The 23,567-nt window shown below is 74.0% G+C and carries 22 protein-coding genes and 1 pseudogene; 12 read left to right on the top strand and 11 right to left on the bottom strand.

The features are described 5' to 3' along the window. The 4 genes from QJS33_RS24465 to QJS33_RS24480 form a co-directional block, all read left to right on the top strand. Positions 1-1,121, top strand: a 1,121-nt coding sequence (locus QJS33_RS24465) for a class I SAM-dependent methyltransferase (RefSeq protein ID WP_306370418.1), incomplete at its 5' end; no start/stop codon positions are given. Next, positions 1,118-2,392 carry a cyclopropane-fatty-acyl-phospholipid synthase family protein gene (locus QJS33_RS24470; RefSeq protein ID WP_306370419.1) on the top strand — a complete coding sequence of 425 codons (1,275 nt, stop codon included), beginning with the start codon at positions 1,118-1,120 and terminating at the stop codon, positions 2,390-2,392. The genes QJS33_RS24465 and QJS33_RS24470, both read left to right, overlap by 4 nt. Before the next feature lie 56 nt (positions 2,393-2,448). After that, entirely contained in the window at positions 2,449-3,177 is a 729-nt protein-coding gene (locus QJS33_RS24475) for a DUF1295 domain-containing protein (RefSeq protein WP_372339711.1), read from the top strand. Between the two features lie 66 nt (positions 3,178-3,243). Beyond that, positions 3,244-4,380 carry a hypothetical protein gene (locus QJS33_RS24480; RefSeq protein WP_306370421.1) on the top strand — a complete coding sequence of 379 codons (1,137 nt, stop codon included), beginning with the start codon at positions 3,244-3,246 and terminating at the stop codon, positions 4,378-4,380. Positions 4,381-4,595: 215 nt separating this feature from the next. On the opposite strand, the gene QJS33_RS24485 is transcribed toward QJS33_RS24480, so the two are convergent. From QJS33_RS24485 to QJS33_RS24510, 6 genes are all read right to left on the bottom strand, one after another. Beyond that, positions 4,596-5,384 carry an SDR family oxidoreductase gene (locus tag QJS33_RS24485; protein ID WP_306370422.1) on the bottom strand — a complete coding sequence of 263 codons (789 nt, stop codon included), beginning with the start codon at positions 5,382-5,384 and terminating at the stop codon, positions 4,596-4,598. A 106-nt stretch (positions 5,385-5,490) separates the two neighbouring features. After that, a complete protein-coding gene (locus QJS33_RS24490; protein WP_306370423.1) occupies positions 5,491-6,540 on the bottom strand; it encodes an NAD(P)-dependent alcohol dehydrogenase in 1,050 nt (349 codons plus the stop codon). Positions 6,541-6,634: 94 nt separating this feature from the next. Further along, positions 6,635-7,888, bottom strand: coding sequence for an NAD(P)/FAD-dependent oxidoreductase (locus QJS33_RS24495; RefSeq protein ID WP_306370424.1), 1,254 nt, complete (start codon positions 7,886-7,888; stop codon positions 6,635-6,637). Beyond that, positions 7,885-8,082 carry a ferredoxin gene (locus QJS33_RS24500; RefSeq protein WP_306370425.1) on the bottom strand — a complete coding sequence of 66 codons (198 nt, stop codon included), beginning with the start codon at positions 8,080-8,082 and terminating at the stop codon, positions 7,885-7,887. The genes QJS33_RS24495 and QJS33_RS24500 overlap by 4 nt, the downstream gene beginning before the upstream one ends. After that, entirely contained in the window at positions 8,079-8,987 is a 909-nt protein-coding gene (locus tag QJS33_RS24505) for a pyridoxamine 5'-phosphate oxidase family protein (RefSeq protein WP_306370426.1), read from the bottom strand. The genes QJS33_RS24500 and QJS33_RS24505 overlap by 4 nt, the downstream gene beginning before the upstream one ends. A gap of 164 nt (positions 8,988-9,151) precedes the next feature. After that, positions 9,152-9,604, bottom strand: a complete 453-nt coding sequence (locus tag QJS33_RS24510; protein ID WP_306370427.1) for a VOC family protein — start codon at positions 9,602-9,604, stop codon at positions 9,152-9,154. A gap of 173 nt (positions 9,605-9,777) precedes the next feature. On the opposite strand from QJS33_RS24510, the gene QJS33_RS24515 reads away from it, so the two are divergent. The 5 genes from QJS33_RS24515 (at position 9,778) to QJS33_RS24535 (ending at position 13,777) form a co-directional block, all read left to right on the top strand. Beyond that, entirely contained in the window at positions 9,778-10,317 is a 540-nt protein-coding gene (locus tag QJS33_RS24515; protein ID WP_306370428.1) for a CGNR zinc finger domain-containing protein, read from the top strand. Positions 10,318-10,434: 117 nt separating this feature from the next. Then, a complete protein-coding gene (locus QJS33_RS24520) occupies positions 10,435-11,991 on the top strand; it encodes an MFS transporter (RefSeq protein WP_306370429.1) in 1,557 nt (518 codons plus the stop codon). A 28-nt stretch (positions 11,992-12,019) separates the two neighbouring features. Further along, positions 12,020-12,412: a VOC family protein gene (locus QJS33_RS24525; RefSeq protein WP_306370430.1), complete on the top strand. Its 393-nt coding sequence runs from the start codon at positions 12,020-12,022 to the stop codon at positions 12,410-12,412. Positions 12,413-12,420: 8 nt separating this feature from the next. Further along, complete coding sequence (locus tag QJS33_RS24530) at positions 12,421-12,804, top strand: VOC family protein (RefSeq protein WP_306370431.1); 384 nt, start codon at positions 12,421-12,423, stop codon at positions 12,802-12,804. Position 12,805: 1 nt separating this feature from the next. Continuing rightward, entirely contained in the window at positions 12,806-13,777 is a 972-nt protein-coding gene (locus tag QJS33_RS24535; protein ID WP_306370432.1) for a sigma-70 family RNA polymerase sigma factor, read from the top strand. A gap of 96 nt (positions 13,778-13,873) precedes the next feature. Here QJS33_RS24535 and QJS33_RS24540 read toward each other — a convergent pair. After that, a pseudogene (locus QJS33_RS24540) lies at positions 13,874-14,110 on the bottom strand (DUF6506 family protein); the annotation flags it as partial. Positions 14,111-14,197: 87 nt separating this feature from the next. Here QJS33_RS24540 and QJS33_RS24545 point away from each other — a divergent pair. The 3 genes from QJS33_RS24545 (at position 14,198) to QJS33_RS24555 (ending at position 18,079) form a co-directional block, all read left to right on the top strand. Continuing rightward, positions 14,198-15,211 carry a cellulose binding domain-containing protein gene (locus QJS33_RS24545; RefSeq protein ID WP_306370433.1) on the top strand — a complete coding sequence of 338 codons (1,014 nt, stop codon included), beginning with the start codon at positions 14,198-14,200 and terminating at the stop codon, positions 15,209-15,211. Between the two features lie 47 nt (positions 15,212-15,258). Beyond that, entirely contained in the window at positions 15,259-16,080 is an 822-nt protein-coding gene (locus QJS33_RS24550; RefSeq protein WP_306370434.1) for an endo alpha-1,4 polygalactosaminidase, read from the top strand. A 1,012-nt stretch (positions 16,081-17,092) separates the two neighbouring features. Continuing rightward, positions 17,093-18,079, top strand: coding sequence for a LacI family DNA-binding transcriptional regulator (locus tag QJS33_RS24555; protein ID WP_306370444.1), 987 nt, complete (start codon positions 17,093-17,095; stop codon positions 18,077-18,079). Positions 18,080-18,096: 17 nt separating this feature from the next. Here the strand turns inward: QJS33_RS24555 and mmsB are convergent, their stop codons facing one another. The 4 genes from mmsB to QJS33_RS24575 form a co-directional block, all read right to left on the bottom strand. Further along, on the bottom strand, positions 18,097-19,371 hold the full coding sequence (gene mmsB / locus QJS33_RS24560) for a multiple monosaccharide ABC transporter permease (protein ID WP_306370435.1): 1,275 nt from the start codon (positions 19,369-19,371) through the stop codon (positions 18,097-18,099). After that, entirely contained in the window at positions 19,368-20,897 is a 1,530-nt protein-coding gene (locus tag QJS33_RS24565) for a sugar ABC transporter ATP-binding protein (RefSeq protein ID WP_306370445.1), read from the bottom strand. Before QJS33_RS24565 ends, mmsB begins: the two co-directional genes overlap by 4 nt. Positions 20,898-20,941: 44 nt before the next feature. Beyond that, the gene (gene chvE / locus QJS33_RS24570; RefSeq protein WP_306370436.1) at positions 20,942-22,033 is read right to left on the bottom strand and encodes a multiple monosaccharide ABC transporter substrate-binding protein; all 1,092 of its coding nucleotides are present in this window, start codon (positions 22,031-22,033) and stop codon (positions 20,942-20,944) included. Between the two features lie 94 nt (positions 22,034-22,127). After that, entirely contained in the window at positions 22,128-23,525 is a 1,398-nt protein-coding gene (locus QJS33_RS24575; protein ID WP_306370446.1) for an L-fucose/L-arabinose isomerase family protein, read from the bottom strand. Positions 23,526-23,567 lie beyond the last annotated feature (42 nt).

Below are 23,567 nucleotides of genomic sequence, written 5' to 3' on the forward strand. Positions count from 1 at the left end.
GGGTGCGGATCACCACCGGACCCGCCGCCCCGGGGAACGCCGCCGACGGCACCCCCGTCCTGTGCCTGCACGATCCCGGGGCGTTCCACCGCAGACTGGGCGCGGGCGGGCTCATCGGCCTGGGCGAGTCCTACATGGCGGGCGAATGGGACTCCCCGGACCCCGTCGCCCTGCTCACCCGGCTGGCCGAGCACTACACCGACCTCGTACCCCGCCCCCTGCAACCGCTGCGCCACGTCACGCTGCCGCGCCGGGGCCGGGACGACCGCAACACCCGGGCGGCGGCCCGCCGCAACACCGGCCATCACTACGACCTGTCCAACGACCTCTTCGCACTGTTCCTGGACCGCACCATGACCTACTCGTCGGCGTTGTTCGACGGGCCCGGTCCACGCGACCCCGACACCCTGGCGGCCGCCCAGGAGCGCAAGACCGACCGCCTCCTGGACGCCGTCGGCGCCGGCCCCGGCACCACCCTGCTGGAGATCGGCACCGGCTGGGGCGGACTGGCGCTGCGGGCGGCCCGGCGCGGTGCCCGCGTCACCACCATCACCCTGTCCGCCGAGCAGCGCGACCTGGCCGTGCGCCGGCTGGCCGAGGCCGGGGCGGCGGACGCCGTCGACGTCCGCCTGCTCGACTACCGCGACGCGGACGGCGAGTACGACGCCGTGGTCAGCGTGGAGATGATCGAGGCCGTCGGCGAGCACTACTGGCCGGCCTACTTCTCCGCACTCGACCGGCTGGTGCGCCCCGGGGGCCGGGCCGGACTCCAGTCCATCACCATGGAGCACGGGCTCATGCGGGCCTCCCGCGGCTCCTACACCTGGATGCACAAGTACATCTTCCCCGGCGGCCTCATCCCCTCGGTGACCGCCATCGAGCAGCAGGTGCGCGAGCGGACCTCCATGAGGATCGTCGACCGGCTCGCGTTCGGTGCCGACTACGCCGACACCCTCATGGTGTGGCGGCACTCCTTCGGTGCGGCCGCCGACCGGGTGGCCGAGCTCGGCTTCGACCCCGTCTTCCGGCGCATGTGGGACTTCTACCTCGCCTACTGCGAGGCCGGGTTCCGGTCCGGGATCATCGACGTCGAACAGATCGTGATGGAGCGCTCCCGATGACGACCGCCGCCCCCACCGTCCGCCCCGGCCGGCCGCGCGGCGTCGCGCACTTCCTCGCCCCGGTGCTCGCCGCGTTCTTCGACGGCCACGCCCCGGTGCGCCTGCGCGCCTGGGACGGCAGCGAGGCCGGTCCGGTCGACGCGCCCGTCGCCGTCCTGCACGACCGCGACGCCCTGCGGTACGTGCTGTCCCGCCCCGGCGAACTCGGCCTGGCCCGCGCCTACGTCAGCGGATCCCTGGACGTGGAGGGCGACCTCACCGACGCGCTGCGCCGGGTCGGCGCCGCGGTCCGCCGCCACAGCGCCTCCCCGCCCGGCCCCGGCGAATGGGCCGGGGCGGCCCGCGCCCTGCTGGCCGTGGGCGCCGTCGGCGCACCGCCGCCGCCCCCGCGCGGCGAGGCCCGGCTCCGGGGCCGCACGCACTCCCGTGAGCGCGACGCCGCCGCCATCTCGCACCACTACGACGCGGGCAACGCCATCTACGCCCTGCTGCTGGACGAGACCATGGCCTACTCCTGTGCCTACTGGCCCGACGACGACCCCCACGCCACCCTCGCCGACGCCCAGCGCGCCAAACTCGACCTGGTCTGCCGGGAGCTGGAGCTGCGGGAGGGCGCGCGCCTGCTCGACGTCGGCTGCGGGTGGGGCTCGCTCACCCTGCACGCCGCCCGCCACTTCGGCGCTGACGTGACCGCGGTGACCCTGTCGGCGGCCCAGCGCGACCACGTCGCCGCGCGGGTCCGCGACGAGGGCCTCCAGGGGCGGGTCGAGGTGGAGCTGTGCCATTACCGCGACATCGACCGCGGCGGGTTCGACGCCGTGGCGGCCATCGAGATGGGCGAGCACGTGGGCCGGGACGAGTACGCGCCGTTCGCCCGGCGGCTGCGGTCCTTGCTGCGCCCGGGGGGCCGACTGCTGGTCCAGCAGATGTCCCGGGGCGGCGACCACCCCGGCGGCGGCCCGTTCATCGAGCGCTACATCGCTCCCGACATGCACATGCGCCCCCTGGGCGAGACGGTGGGCCTCTTGGAGGGTGCCGGTCTGGAGGTGACCGGGGTGCGCTCGATGCGCGAGCACTACGTGCGCACCGCCCGCGCGTGGTCGGCCGAACTGGAGCGGCGCTACGCCGACCTGGTGGCGCTGGCCGGGGAGGAGACCGCGCGGATCTGGCGGCTGTACCTGGCGGGCGGCGCGCTGGCGTTCGAGGAGGGGCGGATGGGCGTCCACCAGATCTCCGCGCGCCGGTTCGACCTGGGGAAGGAGACGCCGTGAACACCGCTGCTCTGGCCCTCACCTCCGCCGTGTCCGCGGGGGCGGTGCTCCTGCTCATGCTCGCGACCTTCGCCGTGGGGCGGCGGCTGGGCAGGCACAGCGTCGTCGACGTCTCCTGGGGACCGGGGTTCGTGCTGGTGGCGTTGGTCTGCCTGGCCACCGCCACCGGAGACCCGCTGCGCCCCGCTCTGCTGCTCGCCCTGACGGCGGTGTGGGGCGTGCGCCTGGCCGTCCACATCGGCCTGCGCTCGCGGGGGAAGGGGGAGGACCCCCGCTACGACCGCCTGCTCTCCCGCGCCCCCGGGGACCGGCACCTGTACGCGCTGCGCGTCGTGTACCTGCTCCAGGGGGCGCTGGTGTGGCTGGTCTCACTGCCCCTCCAGGTCGCCGCGCACGCCCCCGGCCCGCTCGGCGGGTGGGCGGCGGCGGGCGTCGCCCTGTGGGTGCTCGGGTTCGCCTTCGAGTCGGTGGGCGACGCCCAGTTGGCCGCCTTCCGCCGCGACCCGGCCAACCGCGGTCGGATCATGGACCGGGGACTGTGGGCGTGGACCCGCCACCCCAACTACTTCGGTGACGCCTGCGTCTGGTGGGGGCTGTTCCTCGTCGCCGTCTCCGGCAGCCCCTGGACCCTGCTCACCCTGCCCGCACCTCTGGTGATGACCTACCTGCTCACCCGCGGCTCGGGGCAGCGGCTGCTCGACGAGCACATGCGCGGCCGTCCCGGCTGGGCCGGGTACGAGGCCCGCACCAGCGCTTTCCTTCCCCGGCCGCCCCGGCGGCCGTGAGATCCGAACCTTCGGTCCTCCTGGTGCGTCGGACCCGGAGACGGTGGACGGAAGAAGGAGTGCACGGTGACGGAGACGGCCCGAGGGGCGCGCAGGCGGCGCGGGTGGATGTGGGCGGCGGGTGCCGCGGCCGCGGTCCTGGTCGTGGGCGGGGCCACAGCGGTCGTGCTGCTGGACCGGAGCGCGGCGTGCGGGTGCGCGGAGAACCCCGACGCCCGGCTCGACGTCGACTACGGGATGCTGGGACCGGAGGGCGCCGTCGCGGACTCCCGGCTGGAGGTCGTCGAGGTGGCCGCCGTGGACGGGTACACGCGCACCGTCCTGGAGTTCGGCAGGTACGGCGACACCGCCGGGGAGTTCGACCCGGCGTACTTCACCGGGGGAGCGGAACCCGGGGACGGGTTCCGCATCTGGGACCCCGCGAGCGGGCGCCTGTACGAGAACCTGTCCGACGCGGGCACGACCGGCGGGCGGCAGCAGGTGTGGGAACCGCGCACCCGCTACCACATCGTCCTGTTCTCCGCGCCGCTGGAACCCGGCACCGAGGAGGTCGAGCTGCGCGGCCCCCACGGGGAGTTCCGGATCAAGGACATCGAGGTCCGGGACGCCTCCGGGGACGCCGGTCCGCTGTGGACCCCGGAGGAGGCGCAGGAGCCCCCGGAGGCCGAGCGGGAGCCGGAGACGGCCGTACCCCCCTTCACCGCCCCCGAGCCGGGGACCGGGACGCCCGGGTACACGGAGGTGTTCGTGCCCCCCGCCCCCGATCCGGTCGACCTGCCGGTGACCGCGGACGCCACCTACGACGAATGGGGCGGCACCCGCTCCACCGAGGAGCACACCGGCGACGAGTGGCGCATGTCCGTGCGCTTTGGCCCTCTGGAGGGGGACGGGGACGTCCTCGTCCTCGACTACGACGTGCAGAAGGGCGGGGACGATGCCGCGCCGGCGGGGGAGCACCCCGACTTCTTCCCCGACGGCCTCACGCTCTTCGACCCGGACACCGGCGCCGTCCTGCCCGAACTGCGGGTGGGCGACCCCGACGGCGCCTCCGAGCCGCTGTGGTCGTTCGCCCGGCCCCGGCTGGCGGACCTGGAGGACCGGACCTGGGGCGATCTGGCCTTCGCCGCACCGGAGGGGGAGCCCGACGCACTCCTGCTGGACGCCGGGCTGTTCGGGGTGCTGGAGGTGGAGTTCCCGGAGTGAGCCGTGCGGCCGCGCCCCGGCTCCCGGGAGCCGGGGCGCGGCCGCACCGGTCGGACGGTCCTATGCCGTCGGTGGGCCGAGCGGGCCGAGGGCGGGCGGCACGTCCGGACCGTGGCCGCGCCGGCACGCCGCCGGGCCGACGTGTCGTGGGCACTGATCCGTGACGGACGGTGCCATCAGCCTTCACCTCCGGTCGCTTTCGCGGCTCGACGACTTCATGAGGAGGTGGGGATCGCCCCGCCGTCCACCCGGATGACCGACCCGGTCACGTAGGCCGCCTGCTCGCTCGCCAGGAACGCCGCCACCGCCCCGTACTCCTCGGCCCGGCCGTACCGGCCCACCGGGATCGCCGCCGCGGCCGCGCGCTCGACCTCCGCCACCGTGCGCCCCTCACGCTCGGCGCGCGCCCGGTCCAGGGAGGCCGTCCGGGCGGTGGCGATCCGGCCCGGGACGATGACGTTCACCGTCACCCCGTCCGCCGCCACCTCGTTCGACACCGTCTTGGACCAGGAGTGCAGCGACGCCCGCAGCGTGTTGGACACCCCCAGGTTCGGGATGGGCGCGATCGGCCCCGCCGAGGTGCTCGTGATGACCCGGCCCCAGCCGCGTTCGCGCATCCCGCCGATCACGGCGTCCGTCAGCCGGATCACCGGCAGCACCATCGCCCCGTACATGTCCTCCCACAGGCCGGGCTCCTGCCCCAGCGCGGGGGTGGGCGGCGGCCCGCCGGTGTTGTTGACCAGGATGTCCACCGGCCCCAGCCGGTCCCGGACGTACGCGGCCACCTCCTCGGCGCGGCCGTGGTCGGCCAGGTCCCACTCCACCGACAGGGCCGACGTCCCGTGGGCGTCGCAGTCCTCCACGGTCCCGGCCAGGCGCTCCCTGTCGCGCCCGGTGACCGCCACGTTCACGCCCTCTGCGGCCAGGGCGACGGCGATCGCCCGCCCCAGCCCCGAACTCGCCGCCGTCACCAGCGCGGTCCTCCCCGCGATTCCCAACTCCACCTGTTCCGCCCTCCCGAGCCCGGTACCGGTCGGGCGCACTCTACCGAGGCCGGTCCGCGCACGTGAACGCCCGGACCCCCGCGGATCCGGGCGTCCACGGCGGGCGTCACCCCTCGCGGGGCACCACCACGGCGCGGCCGGAGACATCCCCGGCCTCCAGCCGCCGGTACGCCTCCAGGGCGTCCTCCATGCCGAACCGCTCCACCTCCGGGCGGATCTGCCCGGCCCGGTACATGTCCACGACCTCCCACAGGTCCTCCACCGTCCCCCAGTAGGTGTTGGTGACGTAGGACTCGTAGGGGTTGGTGAAGAACGAGAACTCGTGGGTGCCGCCCGCGATGCCGACCACCGTCACCCGGCCGCCCTGGGCGACGGACGCCGCAGCCGTCGCGATCGTCGGGGTGATGCCGACGAAGTCGAACGCCGCGTCCACGCCCCGGCCCCCGGTGATCTCGCGGATCTCCTCCACCTGCCGGTCGTCGGCCGCGACGGTCACCGCGCCGTTCTTCTCCGCCGCGGCCAGGGCCTGCGGCTTGACGTCGGTGGCGATCACCGTCGCCCCCGTCAGCGCCCTGAGGATCTGCACGCCGATCTGCCCCAGCCCGCCCAGCCCGATCACCAGGGCGTGCCGGCCGCCGCCCGCCAGGTGCGGCAGCGCCTGCTTGATCGCGTGGTAGGGGGTGAGCCCGGCGTCCGACAGCGGAGCGGCGTCCACCGGGTCGGCGTCGCCCAGCGGCACCAGGTGGTGGGCGGGCACCGTCATGAACTCCGCCATGCCGCCGTCGCGGCCCAGACCCGTCGCCAGGTAGGGCATCGTCGCCGCGTTCTCGCAGTAGGTGTCCTGGCCGCGCGCGCACTTGCGGCAGTGGCCGCAGCCGATCGGCCCGTACACCAGGTAGGCGGCGCCCACCTCGACGCGGTCGCTCACGCCCTCGCCGAGTTCCTCGACCCAGCCGGAGTTCTCGTGGCCCAGCACGAACGGCGGCTTCTGGGCGCCGGGCGAGCCCTCCTTGAAGTGGCGGTAGACGCTCACGTCGGAGTGGCAGGCGCCCGCACCCGCCACCCGCAGCAGCACCTCGCCCGGCCCGGGTTTCGGCTTCGGGACGTCGGCCAGCGACGGGAACTGCTCGTAGTTCTCGAAGACCACGGCTCGCATCGGGTGCTCTCCTGCCTGTCGACGGTTCGGCGGCACCGGGCGCACCGGCGTCACGCTGGGCGCCCGGTCGACCGCTCGACGCTATCAATACAGGTCAGGGCATTCGGCCAACGGTGATTCCGGAATCGGTCCGCACTTCTTGACCCGCGCGTTCCCGGACGATCCGCTGCCGGTGGGCGGCCAGCCGGGAGGTCCGGCCGACGGTCAGCGCGCCGACCGTCCGGCCTCCCCGGCGGTAGACGACCTCCAGCCGCCGGTTCGTGAGGTCGTGTTCGAGGACCTCGGCCAGGTCCGCCGCCCGGGGCACTCCCACCGACCGGATGCGCAGCCCGAACTGGTCCGACCAGAAGGAGGGGACCGCGGGCTCCGGCGGCGGGGCCCCGCCCAGCAGGGCGGCGGCCGCCGCGGCGGCGTGGTCGACCGCCTCGCTCCAGTGCCCGAGCGCGAGGTGCGCGGGCGCCCCCGGGCCGGGGAAGGGGTGCGGCGGCGCGGCCGCGTCGCCCAGGGCCACGATGCCCGGCACGGGTGAGCCGCGGTGGTCCAGCGCCCTCCCGCGGTCGTCGCACAGCAGCGCGCCGGTGCCCGGGTCCAGGCCGAGCCCGGAGCCCCGCAGCCACGCCGTGTTGGGGCGGGCGCCCAGGGCGAGCACGACGGTGCGGGCCGCCACCCGGGTCCCGTCCGACAGCAGGGCGGACCCCCGGCGGTCCGGGAGTTCCGCCACGGTGGCGCCCATGCGCAGGTCGACCCCCGCGTCGGTCTGCACGGCGGCCATGAAGGACCCGGCCGCCGGGCCGACCGCCGCCTCCAGAGGGGATCCGGCCGGGTCCACCAGGGTGACCGGGAGCCCCATCGACCGGGCCGCCGAGGCGACCTCGCAGCCCAGGAAACCCCCACCGGCCACCAGCACCGGCCCTCCTCCGAGCAGGGCCTCGCGCAGCGCGACCGCGTCGCGGCGCCCGCGCAGCAGGTGGACGCCCCGTTCCGGGGGCGCGCCCGGGCCGGGCCACGGGGCGGCCGAGGCGCCGGTGGCGACCACCAGCCCTCCGTAGCGCAACGGGGTCCCGTCGTCCAACAGGACGGTGCGGGCGGCCCGGTCCAGCCGGACGGCGGCGCGTCCCAGGACCAGGCGCGCGTCCAGTCCGGCGGGGAGCGGCAGGTCGGTGGCGGCCGCCGGCAGCCGCCCGGTCAGCACCTCCTTGGACAGCGGCGGGCGGTCGTAGGGCGGGTCGGGCTCGTCGCCGACGATGGTCAGGCTCCCCGTGTACCCGAGGCCGCGCAGGGCGGTCGCGGCCCGCAGCCCGGCCAGGCCCGCCCCGACGATGACGACCGGGCCGAGGGTGCCGCTCACTCCCGGGCCCCCTCGACCGTGATGGCCCGCAGCGGGCAGTCCGCGGCCGCCCTGGTGACGGCCCCGGCCGCCTCCCGGGGCGGGGCGGGGTCGTACACGAGCTCCTCGTCGTCGTCGAAGGAGAAGACGTCGGGGGCGGCGAAGACACAGCGGCCGTTGTTGTCGCAGACGGCGCGGTCGACGTGGATCCTCATCGGAGTGCTCCGTTCGGGGATGCGGGGGTCACCGGTGGGTTGAACTTGGAGTACAGGGGTGTACCGGGGGACAGCAGGCCCGCTCCGGGAGTGGACACGGTGCGCTCGACCTCGAACTCGACCGTGCGGTCGGTACCGTCCCAGCGGATGCGGGCGGCGCCGGTGAGCTGGAGGACCGACCCCGTCTCCCAGTCCGGGAACAGCAGGCCCGCCCGCGGCCGCTCCCACAGGTTGCCCAGGGTGTTGAACATGGCGTTGCCGACGTAGTCGGGCCAGGAGAGCCGGGTGGGGGAGTGGACCCGCACGAACCCCGGTGCGCCGCCGCGGTGGCTGGCGTCGGCGTCGCCGCCGGGGGCGGCGGTGGCGATGAAGAAGGTGTCCGCGGAACCCACCAGGTCCCGCTGCTCCGGGGTCAGGCGCGCCCCGGTGGCCGGTGCGCTCCGGCGGTCGGCCGGCACCGGGTGCGGGACGCGCTTTTGGATGTACTTGGGGCAGTTGGAGTAGACCTGGTCGGTCGTGACGCGCAGTCCTCCCGGACGGGGGTGGGCGACCCCGTTGATCCGCATCCGCCGCCGGGTCGCGGGGTCGATGGCCAGGAGCCCGATGCGGGCGGGGGCGCGCCCCAGCGTCCCGTCCAGGGGGTCGCCCGCACCGGGCAGGGCGTCCACCTCCAGGGTGCGGGGGCCGGTGACGCGCAGGAACCCGGGCGGGCCGCCGAGCAGCGTGCACCACGGGTCCCCGTCGCCGTCGACCGCGCCGGCGGCCAGCGAGGTCCGCTCGGCGAGGAAGGCGACGGCGACGTCGGGGATCTCCGCGCGGATCGCTCCGTCGGAGAAGGCGGCCTGGTCGGCCAGCTCCGCCCGTTCCTGGACGGCGCGTTCGCCGGGGTGGTAGCGGGTGCCCATGGTCTCTCCTCTGGGTCGTGGGGCCGGGGTGCGGGCCGGCGGGCGCCCGGGGGCGCCCGCCGGGGGCGGGCTCGGACGTGTTCGGCGGATCAATTCCGGGTCGCGACCGCTCCCCGCACCCGGTGCGGGCGCCGAGCCGCACGAAGGCGTCCGCCGAGCACGCCCTAGAAGAAACCGCAGGTGGGGGCGGCGCCTGCGGGCGCCGGGACGGACTCGGCGCCGGTGGGGGCGTAGATCTCCAGGCGGATCCCGTCCGGGTCGTGGAAGAAGATCCCGCCGGAGGCGGCGCCCTCGCCGTGGGGGACCACGCCGTCGTAGGCGAACTCCACGGCCAGGTCCAGCAGCACGCCCTCGGCGGCCCGGACCTCCTCGATGTCCTCCACCTGGAAGGACAGGTGGTGCAGGCCGGAGGCGGTCCGGTCGAAGGGCTGCTCCGCCTGCCGCCACAGGGTGAGGAGCAGCTTCCCCTCCCGGCCCAGGAAGGCGAATTCGCGCCCTTCCTCCGTGCCTTCTCCCAGGATCTCGAAGCCGAAGACCCGCACGTAGAAGTCGCGCGAGCGGCCGAGGTCGGTGACGTTCAGGCCCACGTGTCCGGTGGCGAGGGTGGACGGTGCCATGGCGGCGCTCCTTGGTTCGTTGGTGTAACCGGTGAAAGTGACTTTAGAGGTTAGAGATCGAGGGCGTCAACCTGTAAAATCCATTTAGATGGTTATCGCAGGTGGCTGGTAGCATCCGGCCACCGCGGGCTCTCGCCAAGGGGCCGCAGACGGAGGAAGGGGGTGCGGGACCGGTGCTCGACCGACCGCTCCTGGGCGAACCGCTCGCCATGGACCTGCTCAACACCCGGTGGATCGCGGGCGGGGTCCGCCACGACCTCCTGCGGGCACCCGGCGGCCTGGAACGGTGGCTCGCCGACAACGGACTCACCGACCGCTTCCCCGCCGACGCGGCCGCACTGCCCCCGCTCCTGCGCGTCCGGGCCGCCCTCGCCGACCTCGTGGCCGAACCCGGAGCCCCCGCGGCGACCGCCGAACTCAACGAGGCCCTGGCCCGCGGCAGCGTGCGCCGCCTCCTGGGCGCACAGGGCCCCGACACCGCCGTCCACCTCGACGACCCCTCCTGGGGTCCCGCCTGGGCCGCCGCCGCCGACTACCTCGACCTGCTCCGGGCCCCCGACCGCATCCGCCGCTGCGACCACCCCGACTGCGTCCTGTACTTCTTCGACACCTCCAAGAACGGCACCCGCCGCTGGTGCTCCATGGCGGGCTGCGGCAACCGCGCCAAGGCCGCCCGCCACCAGGCCCGGGCCCGGGCGGACCGCCCCGCCTGACCGGCCCCGGCCCCCACGGGCGCGGGCCCGGCGGAAATCCTCCGGCGCGGCGCGATGAGTCCCGCGGCCCCCCGGAGTCCGTACGTGTGAACGATCCCGTCCGGACCGGAGGACCCCATGACCGAACCCGCCGCCCCCGCGGCCCGCCCCCACCGGCGGGCCCTGCTCGGCCTGGCCGTGCTGGCCCTGCCCACCCTGCTGCTCTCGATCGACATGAGCGTCCTGTACCTGGCGCTGCCCCACCTGGCCGCCGACCTGGCCCCCACCGGACCGCAGCTGCTGTGGGCGGTGGACGCCTACGGCTTCATGGTCGCCGGGTTCCTCGTCACCATGGGCACCCTGGGAGACCGCATCGGCCGCCGCCGGCTCCTGCTCATCGGCGCCGCCGCCTTCGGGGCGGCCTCCGCCGTCGCCGCGTTCGCGCCCACCATCGAGGTCCTCATCGCCACCCGCGCCCTCATGGGCGTCGCCGGGGCCACCCTCATGCCCTCCACCCTCGGCCTCATCGGCGGCATGTTCCCCGACCCGCGCCACCGGGCCACCGCCATCGCCGTCTGGAGCGCCTGCTTCATGGGCGGCACCGCCATCGGCCCCATGGTCGGCGGGGTGCTCCTGCACTGGTTCTGGTGGGGCTCGGTGTTCCTGCTCGGGGTGCCCGTCATGGTGCTGCTCCTGGTGTGCGGTCCGCTGCTGCTGCCCGAACAGCGCGCCGACCACCCCGGCCGCCTCGACCTCACCAGCGTCGCCCTGTCCCTGGCCGCCGTGCTGCCCGTCGTCCACGGCCTCAAGACGCTCGCCGACGGCCACGCCCCGGCCGTCCCCCTGCTCACCGTCGCGGCCGGACTGGCCGCCGGGGCGCTGTTCGTCCGCCGCCAGCTCCGCCTGACCGACCCGCTGCTGGACCTGCGCCTGTTCCGCGCACCCGCCTTCGGCGCCGCCCTGGCCGTGATGGCGGCCGGGGCCCTGGCCATGGGCGGCACCTTCCTGCTCATCAGCCAGTACTTCCAGCTCGTCGCCGGGTACCCGCCGCTCACCGCCGGCCTGTGGCTGGTGCCCCCGTCACTGGCGATGATCGCCGCCACCCTGGCGGCCCCGCCCCTGGCCGCCCGGATCGGCCGCGCCACCGTGATCGGCGGCGGCATGTTCGTCACCGCCGCCGGGTTCGCCGTGCTGGCCCTGGTACCCGCCCAGGACGGGGCGCTCCCCGTCATGGCCGGGCTGCTGCTCGCCTCGGTGGGACTGGGCCCCGGCGCCGCCCTGGTCGCCGACATCGTCATCGGCTCGGCCCCCGCCGAACGCGCCGGGGCCGCCGCCTCCCTGTCCGAGACCAGCGGCGAACTCGGCATCGCCCTGGGCATCGCGCTCATCGGCAGCCTCTCCGCCGCCGTCTACCGCGCCGGGATCACCCTGCCCGAGGGGGTCCCCGACGCGGCCGCGAGCAGCCTGGCCCAGGCCGCCGACATCGCCCGCACCCTGCCCGACGACCTCGCCGCGGCCCTGCTCGGCCCGGCCCGTGAGGCGTTCACCGCCGGACTCAACCTGGCCGGGGGCATCGGCGCCGTCGCCATGGCCGTCTTCGGCGCGGCCGCCCTGGTCCTGCTGCGCACCCCGGAAAAATCCGCCGCACCCGATGAGTCCCCGGCACCGGGCGGGTCGGTACGGGTGAACGGATAGAACCCCGGACACGCCTTCAAGGAGAGACATGGCCGCCCTCGACAGCATGCTGCTGGCCAGCGCCGACCCCGACCGCCTGCACGACTGGTACGCCACCGCACTGGAGCCCCACTCCGACGACGACGTCGACGCCTACCGGGTGCTGCGGTTCGGCCACTTCCACCTGCTCATCGACCGCCGCGACGACGTCGGCCCCAAGGCCGCCGACGCCGCCCGCATGATCATCAACTTCGACGTGGACGACGCCCGCGCCGTCGCCGCGCGCATGGACGCGCTGGGCACCTCGTGGATCGCCCCGCTGGAGGACCGCGGCGGCAGCCTGTTCGCCACCGCCGCCGACCCCGACGGCAACTACGTGCAGATCATCCAGCTCAGCGAAGCCGACCGCGCGGCCATGGCCGCGTCCGAGATCGACTCCTAGGAGGGGACATGTTCGACGGAAGCCGGGCCTTCGGGTCCTTCGCGGTACCGGACACCGTCAAGGCGCGCGAGTTCTACGGGGGGACCCTGGGACTCGACGTGCGACCGGTCGCGGGCATGGAGGAGGAGGGGCTGATCCGGATCGGCCTGGCCGACGACCACACGATCCTCGTGTACCCCAAGCCCGACCACGTGCCCGCCACCTACACCGTCCTCAACCTGGTCGTGGACGACATCGGGGCCGCGGTGGACGAACTGGCCCGGCGCGGCGTGCGGACCCTGCGCTACGAGGGGTTCGACCAGGACGAGAAGGGCATCGCGCACGGCACCCCGTCGGTCGCGTGGTTCACCGACCCCGCCGGGAACGTCGTTTCTGTCATACAGGAGGCGTAACGTGTCGGTCGTGGTGGAACAGACGACCGACCAGGACTTCGCCCGGCTCGCCGACCCCTACCGGCGCGAGCTGTACGCCCACTGCTACCGGATGCTCGGCTCGGTGCACGACGCCGAGGACCTGGTGCAGGAGACGTACCTGCGCGCGTGGAAGGCCTACGACGGGTTCGAGGGCCGGTCCAGTCTGCGCACCTGGCTGCACCGCATCGCCACCACGGCCTGCCTCACCGCGCTGGAGCGCCGCCGGCGGCGGCCCCTGCCCACCGGACTGGGCGGGCCCGCCGCCGACCCGTCGGCCGAACTGGCCGACGGGTCCGAGGTGCCCTGGCTGGAACCGGTGCCCGACTCCCTGGTCGGGGCCGACGACCCGGGCAGCGTGGTCGACACCCGCACCGGGGTGCGCCTGGCCCTGGTGGCCGCGCTCCAGTACCTCCAGCCGCGCCAGCGCGCCGTGCTGGTCCTGCGCGACGTGCTGCGGCTGTCCGCCGCCGAGGTCGCCGACATCCTGGAGACCTCCGTCCCGGCGGTCAACAGCCTGCTCCAGCGGGCCCGGGCGCAGCTGGCCCGCAACGCCCCGGTGGAGGAGGAGATCGTCGAGCCGGCCGACGCCAAGGCGATCCTGGCCCGCTACGTGGCGGCGTTCGAGACCTACGACGTCTCGGCGATCACGGCGGTGTTCACCGAGGACGCGGTGTTCGAGATGCCGCCGTTCCGCACCTGGGTCCAGGGGGCCGCGCACATCGCGGAGCTGATCTCCGTGCACTGCCCGGCCACGGCCGCGGGCGACATGGTGCTGCTGCCGGTCGAGGCCAACGGCCAGCACGGGTTCGGGCTGTACATGCGCGACGGGCAGGGCGTGCACCGGGCGTTCGGGCTCCAGGTCCTGGACCTGGCACCGGAGGGCGTGCGGCACACAGCGATGTTCTTCGACACCTCGCTGTTCCCGCGCTTCGGGCTGCCCGACCGCCTCTGAGCCCGCGCCCGCCCCGGGACGACCGGACCCCGTCGGCCGTCCGGCCGACACGCACCGGTCGAACCCCGCGGCGTACTCCGTGGCGGGGCGGACCGAGTCCAGGGAGAAGGTGACGTGCCCGACGGGGACCCGGCCGTCCACGGCGCGGGACACCGCGTCGGCGGCCTCCACGGTGGAACCGCCGCACGGTTCGATCGGCTCGACGCCCTCCCCGGCCGGCTCCGGGCGACTCCGGGCGCGTCGGCGCTGCGCGGGTACAGGTGGGCCCGGACGGCGTTCACGGCGGCTCGTCCCCAGGCGCGCGCCAGGAGGCTCGACCGGGGTCGAGGCCAAGGGAAAGGGGGGTTCCCCCGGGGGTGGCGGCGGGATAGCGTTCGGACGTCTGGGAGCGCTCCCAGGCCCGACCGAAAGGATGTGACCGTGTTACGCACCCTCCTGAACACGGCCCTCGCGGCCGTGCTCGCCGCGGCCGCCCTCGCCCCGGTTCCGGCGGCGGCCGCCCCGACCTGCGCGGCCCAGGCGGCCGTCACCTCCTCGTGGGGGAGCGGCTTCACCGCCTCGATCACGGTGACCAACACCGGGGACGACCCGGTCTCGGGCTGGTCCGCCACCTGGACGCACCCGGCGGGGCAGGCGACCACCGCCGGGTGGAACGCGGATTTCGAGCACGACGGGGGCGCGGTCACCGCCCGCAACGTCGCGTGGAACGCCGACCTCGCCCCGGGCGCCTCCGCCGAGTTCGGGGTGCAGGGGACCACCGCCGGCGGTGAGATCGATTTCACCGGGCTGACCTGCTCGTTCGGAGACGACGGCAACGGAGAAGAGGAGGACGCGGTGCGGATCATGCCGCTGGGGGACTCCATCACGGGCTCGCCGGGGTGCTGGCGCGCGCTGCTGTGGAAGGACCTCGTGGACGCGGGGCGCGAGGTGGACTTCGTCGGCACCCTGCCGGGCGACGGCTGCGGGTTCGCCTACGACGGCGAGCACGAGGGGCACGGGGGATACCTGGTCACCGAGGTGGCAGCGCAGGGGCTGCTCACCGGCTGGCTGGCGCAGAGCGACCCGGACACGGTGCTCGTGCACTTCGGCACCAACGACGTCTGGAACCAGATCCCCACGGCCGACATCCTGGCGGCCTACGACACGCTGCTGGCGCAGATGCGGGCGCACGACCCGCGGATGCGGGTGCTGGTCGCCCAGATCATCCCGATGGACTCCGAACGCAGCTGCGCGACCTGCGGACAGCGCGTGCAGGACCTCAACGCGGCCATTCCGGCCTGGGCCGCGGCCAACACGACCGCCGACTCGCCGGTCACCGTCGTCGACCAGTGGACCGGGTTCGACACCGACGAGGACACCTACGACGGGGTCCACCCGTCGGCGAGCGGTGACCGCAAGATCGCCGACCGCTGGTTCGCGGCACTGGCGCCGTGACCCCGGGCGGGCCCGGAGCGCCCCGGGCCCGCCGCTAGGCTGCCGCCATGACCTCCCTCCTGCGCCCCGCCGCCGTCACGGCGGCCCTCCTCGCGACCGCGTGCGCGCCGGCGGCGGACCTGTCCGCCCACGCGGGACCGGACGGCCTGCCGCCGGGCGGGTTCGACTACCAGCTCGGCGGCGGGTACGGGCCGCCCGACGGCGTGGAGATCGTCGTGCGGGACTCCACCGACGAACCCGCCGAGGGCGCCTACTCCGTCTGCTACGTCAACGGGTTCCAGACCCAGCCGGGCGAGGAGGGGGAGTGGCTCGACGAGGGGCTGGTGCTCCTCGACGACGCGGGCGAGCCGGTGCCGGATCCGGGCTGGCCGGACGAGTTCCTGCTGGACACCTCCGACGCGGCCCGGCGGGAACGGATCGCGGAACTGCTCACCGAGACCGTCGCGGGCTGCGCGGACACGGGTTTCGACGCCGTGGAGTTCGACAACCTGGACTCCTTCACACGTTCGGACGGGGCGCTCACCGCCGAGGACAACTTCGCCCTGGCCGAGGCGCTCGTGGCGGTCGTCCACGACCACGGGATGCTCGCCGCCCAGAAGAACACCGCGGAGGAGACCGAACGGGGTCTCGCCGCGGGGTTCGACCTCGCCGTCACCGAGTCCTGCGGGGCCTGGGACGAATGCGGTGTCTACACCGCCGCCTACGGAGCCGAGGGGGTGCTCGACATCGAGTACCCGGACACGCTCGAAGAGCGGGGGGTGACCTTCGCCGAGGTGTGCGCCGATCCGGACACCCCGCCCCGCACCATCCTGCGCGACCTCGACCTGGTGCCCGAGGGCGACGGGGGCCACCTCTACGAGTCCTGTTAGTCACGGGTTGTAGGCGGCGCCTATGGTCACGTTTTTGTTTCCGATCCCGTGGAAAACCCGGTCCCAAGTGCGGACATTCCGCTCACCCCCGGCTGTACCACCGTCCCCGGGTCGACCGGAAAGAGCGGGGAGCGCAACCGTTCGTGTACGCAGAGTCTCCACGTGGTGCACAATGATTCCTGTCGGTGTTCCCTTCCTGGAACTTTCACGCACCGACAGGCCCCGGGGGTGTTCGCACCCCTGGGGTTTTGCTTTCCCCGGATTCCCGCCCCCTGCGCTCACCGCACGTATGAAGTGACCCTTCGAGGTCGGTGTCCGAATCTCCACAAGTTTGAAAATCGCCTGGTTTCCAATGGAATCTCCCCAGTGCTCCCCGCGCGCGGGGATGGTCCCAACCACGGCGACCGGTCCGCCACCACCGTCGAGTGCTCCCCGTGCGCGCGGGGATGGACCATGGAAGCCGTTGGGCGCCGGGGCCGAGCAGGGTCACGTCCCCGGGAGTGGTGTGATTTTCGCGTGGGTGCGTCCTTGCGGGTCATCGCGATGGTCGGCCGAAGCCGGGCAGGCCATCGCGTACCGGGGGCCCGCCGGCCGGGATGAAGAAGCCGCCGAAGGCGGCGGTGCACCGATCCGCCCGGTACCGCTGACGCGTATCCGCGGGAACAGGGCCGGAAAAGTCACACCACTCGGTGGGACACCATCCCGAGCAGTAGTGAGCCCCCCGCGCGCGGGGATGGTTCCGCGCCCGCCGTATGTGCCGGACCTGGCGCCACGTGCTCCCCGCGCATGCGGGTCGGGGTTTGAGATCGGGTAGCGGGAGTGGTTAGTTGAGAGCGCTAACAAAAGGGATGGGGGAGCATTTCTCGCTGTTATCAGGGATGTCCGGGTGCAGACGGGATAAGGTATGTTAGCGCCCACTGGCCGGTGGGCGTTCGCTGAGCACGCGATGGTACCGAAGGAGCTGCGGGTGGCCCAGACCCCATCGACCCCCGGCGCGGCCCGGGAGCCCGCGATGACCGACGTCGCCCGCCTGGCCGGGGTGTCCCACCAGACGGTCTCCCGTGTCCTCAACGGCCACCCCAACGTCCGCGAGCAGACCCGGCTGCGGGTGCGCGCGGCCATCGAGCAGCTCGGCTACCGGCCCAACCGGGCCGCCCGCGCGCTGGCGACCGGCCGGTCGCAGCTCATCGGCGTCGTGGCCCAGAACTCGACCCTGTTCGGCCCCTCCTCGCTGCTGGCCGCCTTCGAGCTCGCCGCCGCGGCCAGGGGCTTCGTCGTCAGCGTCCGCCGGGTCCGGGTGCTGGACCGGGGCTCCATCGCGGAGGCCGTCGACCACCACCTGGAGCAGCGCGCCGCCGGGATCGTGGTGATAGCGCCCACCGCCGCCGCCGACGAGGCCCTGGCCGCGGTGCCGCCCGACATCCCGCTGGTCGCGGTGGACGGCGACCCCGCGCGCGGCGACACCCTGGTGACCGTGGACCAGCGGGCCGGCGCGCGGCTGGCCACCCGCCACCTCCTGGACGCCGGGCACCGGACCGTCTGGCACGTGTCCGGCCCCTCCGAGTGGTTCGACGCCGCCGACCGGGAGCGGGGCTGGCGGCGGACCCTGGAGGAGGCGGGGGCCGAGGTGCCGCCGGTGAGCCCCGCGGACTGGAGCGCCGCCTCGGGTTACCGGGCCGGGCTGATCCTCGCCCGCATGCCCGAGGTCACGGCGGTGTTCGCCGCCAACGACCACCTGGCCCTGGGCATCCTGCGGGCGATGTCGGAGCGCGGCCGCGCCGTCCCCGGGGACGTGAGCGTCGTCGGTTTCGACGACGTCCCCGAGGCCGCCTACTTCATCCCGCCCCTGACGACCGTGCGCCCCGACTTCGCGACGGTGGCCACCGAGACGCTGGACGTGCTGCTGTCCTGCATGTCCGGGGAGCCCGCCGCCTCCACCCGCCGGACGATCACGCCGACCCTGGTGGAGCGCGACAGCGTGGCCGCCCCGTCCCGGTAGCCGGGGCGGCCCGCCGGTCAGGCCGAGGCCGGTTCCCGTGCGCTCCGGGCGGGCGCGGACCCGTTCTCCCCGGGCCCGTCCCGGCGGATGCGCAGGCCGAACACCGTCCCGCCCGCGCCGACCCGCTGCTTGTTGTAGATGTCGAAGGCCACCGCCAGCAGCAGCACCAGCCCCTTGATGAGCTGCTGCCAGTCCACGCCGAGCCCGATCAGGGACATCCCGTTGTTGAGGACTCCCATGACCAGGGCCCCGATGACGGCCCCCACCACGGTGCCCACCCCGCCGGACGCGGACGCGCCCCCGATGAACGCCGCCGCGATGGCGTCGAGCTCGAACATGGTGCCCGCGCCCGGGGTGGCCGCGTTGAGCCGTGCGGTGAACACCAGCCCGGCCAGGGCGGACAGCGCCCCCATGTTGACGAACACCCAGAACGTGGTCCGCTGTGTGCGGATGCCCGACAGGGCCGCCGCCCGCTCGTTGCCGCCCACCGCGTAGATCCGTCGGCCCATGGTCGTGGAGCGCGTGACGAACGAGTACCCCGCGATCAGCGCCACGAGCAGCAGCCCCACGAGGGGCAGGCCGTTGTGGTCCGCCAGCGCCCAGGTGAACGCCAGGATCGCCGCGACGAGCACCGCCGAGGCCGCCGCGGTCACGGCCGCGGGCTGCACCGGCAGCCCGTGCGCCCGGGTCCGCGTCCGGGCCCGCCACTGGATCCACACCACGGTCGCCGCGCCCGCCGCGCCCAGCAGCAGGGTCGGCAGGTGCGGGCCGTCGCCCTGCCCGGGGAGGAAGCCGCCCGCGATCTGCCGCAGGGACGAGGGCAGGTGGGCGATGGACTCGCCGCCCAGGACGGCCAGGGTGGCGCCGCGGAACACCAGCATCCCGGCGAGGGTGACGATGAACGCGGGGACGCGCACGTACGCGATCCAGAAGCCCTGCCAGGCTCCGATGGCCGCGCCGAGCAGCAGTGCCAGGGGCACCACCGCCACGGTCGGCAGCCCCCAGGAGGTGAGCATGATCGCCGACACGGCGCCGGTGAAGGCCACCACCGATCCGACCGACAGGTCGATGTGCCCGGTGACGATCACGAGCATCATGCCGATGGCCAGGATCAGGATGTAGGAGTTCTGGAGGATCAGGTTGGTGATGTTGAGCGGGGTCAGCAGCAGCCCGCCGGTCAGCAGCTGGAACAGGACGATGATGGCGACCAGGGCCACCGCCATCCCGTACCGGCGGGAGTCGCCGCGGAGCAGGGCGCCGAGCCCGGCCCGTCCTGAGGTCGTCTGGTTCATGGCCGGTCCCCGGTTCTCGTCATCAGTCTCATCAGGGTCTCCTGGTCGGCCTCGGCCGCGGGCACCTCGCCGGTGATGCGGCCCTCGCACATGGTGTGGATGCGGTCGCACATGCCCAGGACCTCGGGCAGTTCCGAGGAGATGAGCAGGACGGCGGCGCCCTCCGCCGCCAGCCTGCGGATGATCAGGTGGATCTCGTACTTGGCGCCGACGTCGATGCCGCGGGTCGGCTCGTCCAGGATCAGCAGTTCCGGCCGGGTGAACATCCACTTGGCCAGGACGACCTTCTGCTGGTTGCCGCCGCTGAGCGTGCGCACCGTCCCGGTGGCGACGTTCCCCCGCACGTGCAGGTCCTCGCTCATCCGCCGGGCCTCGACGGTCTCCCGGGCCTGGTCGATGACCCCGCGGCGGGAGACGCGGTGCAGTCCGGCCAGGGTGGTGTTGCGCCGGACGTCCTCGTCGAGCAGCAGCCCGAGCGTCTTGCGGTCCTCGGGCACGTAGGCCAGGCCGCCGCGGACGGCCGCGGCGACGTCGGGAACGGGCAGGGCCTCGCCGTCCTTGAACAGCGTGCCCCGCACGTACCTTCCGTAGGAGCGGCCGAACAGGCTCATCGCGAACTCGGTGCGCCCGGCCCCCATGAGCCCGGCCAGCCCAACGATCTCGCCCGCGCGCAGGTCGATGTCGACGCCGTCGACCATGCGCCGCCCCGGCTGGGTGGGGTGGTCGACCGTCCAGTCGCGCACCTGGTACCTGACCGGGCCGACCTCCCCGAGCGGTTCGGGGTAGAGGCGGTCCAGGGAGCGTCCCACCATGCCGCGGATGATCCGGTCCTCGTCCACCGACGGCGTTCCGTCGGCGTCGCGCTCCACGACGAGCGTCTCGATGGCGCGCCCGTCCCGCAGGATGGTGATCTCGTCGCTCACGCTCACCACCTCGCCGAGCTTGTGCGAGATGAGGATGCAGGTGACGCCCTGGTCGCGCAGTTCGCGGAGCAGGTCCAGGAGCCGCAGGCTCTCCGTCTCGTTCAGCGCCGAGGTGGGCTCGTCCAGGATCAGCAGGCGCACCCGTTTGGCCAGCGCCTTGGCGATCTCCACCAGTTGCTGGGACCCGATGCCGAGCGCCGACACCGGGACGTCGGGGTTCTCGTCCAGGCCCACCCGGAGCAGGAGCTCGCGGGCCCGGGCGTGGGTGGCGTCCCGGTCCAGGACTCCGAACCGGGTGACCTCGTGCCCGAGCAGGACGTTCTCCGCGATGGACAGCTGCGGGATCAGCGCCAGCTCCTGGTGGATGATGGCGATGCCCGCCCGCTCGCTGTCGACCACGCCGCCGAACGCGCACGGCTCCCCGTCCAGGAGGATGTCCCCGGTGTGGGTCCCGGCGGGGTGGACCCCGCTGAGCACCTTCATCAGGGTGGACTTGCCGGCCCCGTTCTCGCCCATGAGGGCGTGGATGCGGCCCGCGTGCACGTCCAGCGAGACGTCGTCCAGGGCCACCATCCCGGGGAACTCCTTGCGGATGCCCCGCATGCTCAGCAGCGGGCCCGGCGGGGCGTCCGCGGCGCGAGCGCCGGTCACAGGTCCGACTCCTCGTAGTAGCCGCTCTCGACGAGCACCTCTTCGTAGTTGTCGATGTCGACCGACACGGGCTCCAGGAGGTAGGCGGGGACCGTCTTGACGCCGTTGTCGTAGGTCTCGGTGTCGTTGACCGGCACCTCCTCCTCCGCGAGCAGCGCCTCCACCATGTCGACGGTCTGGGCGGCCAGGGCCCGGGTGTCCTTGAACACCGTCTGCGTCTGCTCCCCGGCGATGATCGACCGGACCGACGACAGCTCGGCGTCCTGCCCGGTCACGACGGGCAGGGGGAGGTCCCCGCCGCCGTAGCCGACGGCGCGCAGCGACTCGATGACGCCCAGGCTGATGCCGTCGAACGGGGAGAGCACGGCGTGCAGCCGCTCGTCGGAGTAGTGGGCGCTGAGCAGGTTGTCCATCCGGGCCTGGGCGATGGCGCCGTCCCAGCGCTGGGTGGCGATCTGCTCCATCTCCGTCTGTCCGCTGGGGACCTCCAGCGTCCCGTCGTCCAGGTGGGGCCGGAGCACCGACATCGACCCGTCGTTGAAGAAGTAGGCGTTGTTGTCGTCGGGGGAGCCGCCGAACACCTCCAGGTTGAACGGGCCCTCCTCGCCGTCCTCCAGCCCGAGGGCGTCCACGATGTACTGCGCCTGGAGCACGCCGACCTCGAAGTTGTCGAAGGTGGCGTAGTAGTCGACGTTCTCGCTGCCCATGATGAGCCGGTCGTAGGCGATCACGGGGATGCCGCTGTCGGCGGCGGTGTCGAGCACGTCGCCCAGGGCCTCGCCGTCGATGGCGGCGATGACGAGGACGTCGGCGCCCCGGGTGATCATGTTCTCGATCTGGGATATCTGGTCGGGGACGACGTCCTCGGCGTACTGGAGGTCGGTGCCGAAACCGCGGGCCTCGAACTCGGCGACCATGTTCTGCCCGTCGTTGATCCACCGTTCGGAGGACTGGGTGGGCATGGAGATGCCGATGAGGCCGTTCTCGCCCTCGGGGCGGGCGGCGTCGCCGACGCCGTTGCAGGCGGTGAGCAGGAGGGCGGACGCGGCGAGCAGCGCGGTGCCCGCCGTGCGTGAGCTGTGCGACATGGGGGGTTCGCTTTCGTGTCGGTGTGCGTGGGATGCGGAGGGGTGGGGCCGCGCGGTGCGGCGCGGCCCCGGTCCGGGCCGGACCCTGCCGGTGTCAGACCCGGACGTACTCGATGCCGGTCAGCGCGCACAGGACGCGCCAGTCCTCGGCCCGGCGGCCGGTGTTCATGGCCATGTGGTGGGTGCCGCCGGCCCGGAGCCAGGCGTCCATGCACCCGACCACCCCGGTGTCGGGCCGGAACCGCCCGTAGGGCATTTCCAGGGAGGGGAGCGCGGGGGAGTCGAGGACCTCGCCCTCGGCGACGACCAGCCGGAAGCGGTCGCCGCCCAGGGCGACCAGGGAGGCCAGGGTGGCCGGGCCGGGCCGGTACCGGAACAGCAGGGTGGGCGGGTCGGCCAGCCCGCCGATGCCCAGGGGGCGTTTGATCAGGCGCACGGGTTCGTCCTCCCGGGCCAGCCGCCAGTTGCCCTCGCCCATGTGGCTCATGAGGATGGAGTCGCCGGGGAAGTCCATCGCGTACATCTCGGTGAAGTGGCCGTCCCCGGCCAGGCGGTGGCCCGCGTAGACGATCGAGGCGGCGAGCACGTCGCCCTCGCCCGCGAACCCGTACCCCTTGGCCATCAGGGTGGAGGCGGCGGCCATGGGCAGCCGGGCGAAGCGGCCGTCCTCGCCGATCGCGTCGAAGTGGGTGGAGTAGGCCCCGCAGCCGGTCTCCTCCAGCAGCCGTTCGATGCCCAGCTGCATGCGGGCGTGGTCCTCCCGCTCCTCCTTGGACAGGCGCCCGTCCACGTCGAAGACCGCGTCCTCCCAGGACATGAGTTCGCGGACGGGTCCCTCGGGCAGGCCGGCCATGGTGCGGTGCAGGGCGCCCGGGGCGATGACGTGGACCTCGGGGCCGATCACGCGCAGCAGCGCGGTCTCGTCGACCCGCGCGTCCCCCATGCCGTTCATGGGGTAACCGAACACGCCGACCCGCAGGCTCCGCAGCGCCTGCACGGCCCGCGCGGCCCGGGCCCAGCGGCCGATCCGCTCGGCGAACTCCGGGTCCTGCCAGTCCCCGGTGACGACCTCGAACGGCACCTGTGCGCGGACCAGCGCGTTGGCGGTGTCCTGGGCGCCGTGGATCCCCTGGTTGTAGGTCATGTCGTCCATGTCCCAGGACGCGCTCACGGCGGGCTCGGGCTGGATGTTCGCCAGGGCCAGCGGCAGCCGCGCCCCGGTCAGGGCCCGGGTGATCCGCAGGGACGGCCCGTAGGTCAGCATGACCACCAGGACCCCGTCCAGTCCGGCCTCCTCGAACTCCTGCACCGCGCGTTCGGCGTCCTCGCGCCCGCGTACCGGCGGGGCGACGGTCCACTCGGCGACTCCGGAGAGCCGGGCGGCGACCCGGGCGGCGTACTGCGCCTGGTGTTCGGTGATGCCCGGGATCATGTCGTCGTAGAGCGGCTGCATGATGCCGAGCAGCCCGATGCGCGGCGAGCGCTCCCGCACGGCGGGGTTGTGCGAGGGCTGGGGGGAGGGCGGGGCGGTGGG

Source organism: Nocardiopsis sp. CC223A (assembly GCF_030766825.1).
In the GTDB taxonomy this organism is placed as follows: Bacteria; Actinomycetota; Actinomycetes; order Streptosporangiales; family Streptosporangiaceae; genus Nocardiopsis.